The organism is Mycobacterium sp., from assembly GCF_036490025.1.
Lineage (GTDB): Bacteria > Actinomycetota > Actinomycetes > Mycobacteriales > Mycobacteriaceae > Mycobacterium.
Map to the genome: position 1 here is coordinate 1 of NZ_DASXEP010000031.1, position 3,507 is coordinate 3,507.

A 3,507-nucleotide genomic window follows, 5' to 3' on the forward strand; every position below is an offset into this window, starting at 1 on the left:
GTCGCTGGCCGCCGTGCCCTCGTGAACCATGATTTGGTTGAGTTCAGGATGCTCGGCCGCGAATCGCACGAGCCGACGTATCGCGTCCGCAAAGGCAACGGCGAGTTGCGGCGCATCGACCTCGGCCAGCTTCGCGGGCAACACGTCGCCCAATGCCTCGCCCAAAAGACCGAAGAGATAGTTCACCGCGGCAGTCCATAAGGCCGTCTTCGACTCGAAGTGGTAGTTGATCTGCGGCTGGTGCGCTTGCACCCGCGACGCGATCGCCCGCGTCGAGGCGCCCTCAAATCCCTTGGCCCCGAACTCGACCAGAGCCGACTCCAGCAGGGCCTGCCTGATATCGGTCCTCGACCGGCGTAGGCGCACATTGTTCGGCGTCGGGGTCTTGCGTTGCATTGTTCACAGTGTACAGTTATTATCACTTGATAATAACTGTGAAAGGTCAGATCTATGAGCACCGCCTCTGAGACCCACGATGCCGTCGCCACATCACCACGTTTGTTGCCGCTGTCAAAGAATCCGTTTCAGGCGCCGACGGATCGCGACATGCTGTCTTCGGAGCGGCGCGAATTCGTCCGGACCCACCGGACATGCGTATTCGGTTACGGCCGCCGATCGGATGGTCCGGCGATGTCGATCGTCTATTACGTCCCAGACGACAACGACGACCTGTTGGTGGCGACCATGGGCGAACGTGCCAAAGCAAAAGCCGTGGCCCGCAACGGCAAAGTCAGCCTCTGTGTACTGGACGAGACCTGGCCGTTCGCCTACCTGCAGGTCTATTGCGACGCGGTGATCGACGAAGACGAGGAAACCCTGATCGACGTGATGATGGCGGTGGCGGAACGCATGTCCGGTGAGCCAGCGCCCGCCGAGCTACGCCCCGCCGTGAAAGCTGTTGCAGAGCAGGAAGGTCGGGTACTGGTGCGCTGTCGACCGTATGCGACGTTCGTGACGCCGCCGCGACACTTGCACAGCAACGAGCAGCAGGAGCTGACTCACTGGGTCTCGGGCTCGATGCCCTGGGACGCTCCGGACACGGCGGCGAAGTAATGGCCGACGTAACGGAGAAGTGGCGTTCCGAACGCGTCACAGCGGCCCTCTACGACGCCGGCGTCCAGCACGCCAGCGTCGCAAAGCTCGGCGCCCGAGCGATGTGGGGTGCCGACCTGGGCCCCATGTTCGCCGACATCGAGCGACTCGCCGACGTTTCGGTCGGCGCCTCGGTACTGGACATCCCGTGCGGGGGTGGCCTGGCCTTCCGCGGTCTGCGTACCGGGCAGGCCGTGCGTTACGTCGCGGCCGACATATCTCCGTACATGCTTACCCGGGCGCGCCGGGAGGCGGGCCGACGCGGTGTGCAGGACGCGATCGAGTTCGTCGAAGCGGATGTGACCGCGCTGCAGTTCGCTGACGCCAGCTTTGATCTGTGCGTGACCTACAACGGGCTGCACTGTCTGCCGGACCCGCGTGCGGCACTGGGCGAGCTCGCTCGGGTGCTCCGACCGGGCGGGGCCCTGCGCGGGACGTCATGCGTTACCGGCCGAGGCCGGCGCCAGGATGCCATTATCGCGCTGAGCCGCCGCGCCGGGGTATTCGGAAACACTCCGCGCACAGGCGAAATCGAGAAATGGCTCAAGGAATTCGGCCTCGACATCGTGGCACTCGAAGGCAGCGGAGCGGTCGAGTTCTTCGAGGCGCGGTTGCCATCTCGAAAGCGGCACTGATGGGCGACCGTGTTGCCGGCGCGCACACCGATCTGCACAGTGATCAGGGTGCTCGCCAAGGGGAGCATCCGGGGCGATCCCGTGACCCCGTCATCAAGGTTCACGACATTGCCTGGTTGGAGTTCGAGAAGCCGGATCTGGTTCGTGCTGAGGCATTTTCGCGGGCGTTCGGCTTTAGCACCGTACTTCACACGGATGACGAGCTGTATCTGCGCGGCACCGATCCCGGTTCACCCTGCGTGCTGATCCGGCGTGGTCCCCGATCGAGATTCGTGGCAGCCGCATATACCGCCCAGCACCGGTCCGATGTGCTGCGGCTGGCCGAGGCGACCGGCACCAAAATCCGCGCGCTGCCCGAGTCGCTCGGCGGCGTGGCGGTCGACCTGGTCGATCCCAGCGGTGTGACGGTGCGGGCGGTGGCCGGTGTTCACCAGCTGGAAGCCCTGCCGGCGCAGGCCCCGCATCAGTACAACTTTGGGCACGAACTCGCGCGGATCAACACCACCCAACGCCAGCCGCGCGAGCCGACACGGGTCCAGCGGCTCGGACATCTGGTGTTGCAGACCACCAAGTACCGGGAGGCGCTGAACTGGTATCTCGATACTCTCGGGATGATCGTCAGCGACTTCATGTACTACCCCGGACGGCGCGACCGCGGACCGGTCATGAGCTTCATCCGCTGCGATCGGGGGCAGGCTCCCGCCGACCATCACACCCTGGGTCTGGCACTGGGCCCGTCCAACCGTTACATCCATTCGGCGTACCAGGTCAGCGACATCGACGCGATCGCCACGGGCGGCCGTCACCTGGCCGAACTCGGTTATCACCGCTCGTGGGGAATCGGCAGGCACATCCTGGGCAGCCAGATCTTCGACTACTGGCGCGATCCCGACGGATTTTTGGTCGAGCACTTCAGCGACGGTGACATGTTCGACGACAGCCTCGAGCCGGGCTGGGCTCCCTTCACCGCCTCCGGGCTCTACCAATGGGGACCCCGCATCACCAAAGACTTTCTCGGCATCGCACCGGGCCGCGAATCCCTGCGGGAGCTCCGCTCGGTGATCAGCGCGCTGCGCGGCGACAACGAATTCGATCTGGCCAGCCTGCGCGGCATGCTCAGCGTGGCCAATTCCTAACCCAACAACCGATTCCTCAAGGACTCCCGATGACCGTCTCGATCCTGCGCACCGCCGATGCCTGGTGGGTGCAGACCCCAACCGGGGCCGCTCGAGTCACCACCACCGCGACCACCACCCGCCAGCTGCTGGCCGAGCGAGCCGCCATCGAGGCCGCCACCCACAGCGACGACACTGTGCCGGTGGACAGCCTGCATCTGGTGTCCCCGATCACCGTGCCGTGCCGGGTGGTGGCGCAACTGGCCAACTACGCGTCTCATGCCAGAGATGCCGGACGCAACCCGGCAACCGACCCGCTGGCGTTCTTCCGCAAGGCATCTGGCTCCATCAGCGGCCCATTTGACGACATCATCAAACCCAAGCACGTCCGGCTGCTCGACTACGAGGTCGAGATCGGTCTGGTCATCGGCCGCGATGTGCCGGTTGGCACCGCGATCACCGACGCCAACCTCTCGGACTACATCTGCGGCCTGGTGGTGTCCAACGACGTGTCGGCGCGCGACGTGCAATTGACCAAAACGCAGTTCTACGAGGCGAAGTCGTATCCGACGTTCACTCCGGTCGGGCCTGCGCTGGTTCTGCTGGACGGCGACGAGCTCAAGCGCTTCGGTGACTTGCGACTGCGGCTGCGAGTCAACGGTGAA

5 protein-coding genes are annotated in these 3,507 nt (G+C 64.8%); 4 read left to right on the forward strand and 1 reads right to left on the reverse strand.

Features of this window, described 5'->3' with window-relative positions:
- The coding region (locus VGG53_RS03875) for a TetR/AcrR family transcriptional regulator (protein WP_331516675.1) at positions 1–396 on the reverse strand (396 nt) is incomplete at its 3' end.
- Between the two features lie 54 nt (positions 397–450).
- Here VGG53_RS03875 and VGG53_RS03880 point away from each other — a divergent pair.
- The 4 genes from VGG53_RS03880 to VGG53_RS03895 form a co-directional block, all read left to right on the forward strand.
- Entirely contained in the window at positions 451–1,053 is a 603-nt protein-coding gene (locus VGG53_RS03880; RefSeq protein ID WP_331516676.1) for a pyridoxamine 5'-phosphate oxidase family protein, read from the forward strand.
- The gene (locus tag VGG53_RS03885; protein WP_331516677.1) at positions 1,053–1,727 is read left to right on the forward strand and encodes a class I SAM-dependent methyltransferase; all 675 of its coding nucleotides are present in this window, start codon (positions 1,053–1,055) and stop codon (positions 1,725–1,727) included. The genes VGG53_RS03880 and VGG53_RS03885 overlap by 1 nt, the downstream gene beginning before the upstream one ends.
- On the forward strand, positions 1,727–2,863 hold the full coding sequence (locus VGG53_RS03890; protein WP_331516678.1) for a VOC family protein: 1,137 nt from the start codon (positions 1,727–1,729) through the stop codon (positions 2,861–2,863). Before VGG53_RS03885 ends, VGG53_RS03890 begins: the two co-directional genes overlap by 1 nt.
- A 29-nt stretch (positions 2,864–2,892) precedes the next feature.
- A partial coding sequence (locus tag VGG53_RS03895) for a fumarylacetoacetate hydrolase family protein (protein ID WP_331516679.1) occupies positions 2,893–3,507 on the forward strand: 615 nt, incomplete at its 3' end.

Excerpts from the sequence above, each read along its gene's own strand:
- VGG53_RS03880 (WP_331516676.1), top strand. The coding sequence starts at position 451 with ATGAGCACCGCCTCTGAGACCCACGATGCCGTCGCCACATCACCACGT.
- VGG53_RS03885 (WP_331516677.1), top strand. The coding sequence starts at position 1,053 with ATGGCCGACGTAACGGAGAAGTGGCGTTCCGAACGCGTCACAGCGGCC.
- VGG53_RS03890 (WP_331516678.1), top strand. The coding sequence starts at position 1,727 with ATGGGCGACCGTGTTGCCGGCGCGCACACCGATCTGCACAGTGATCAG.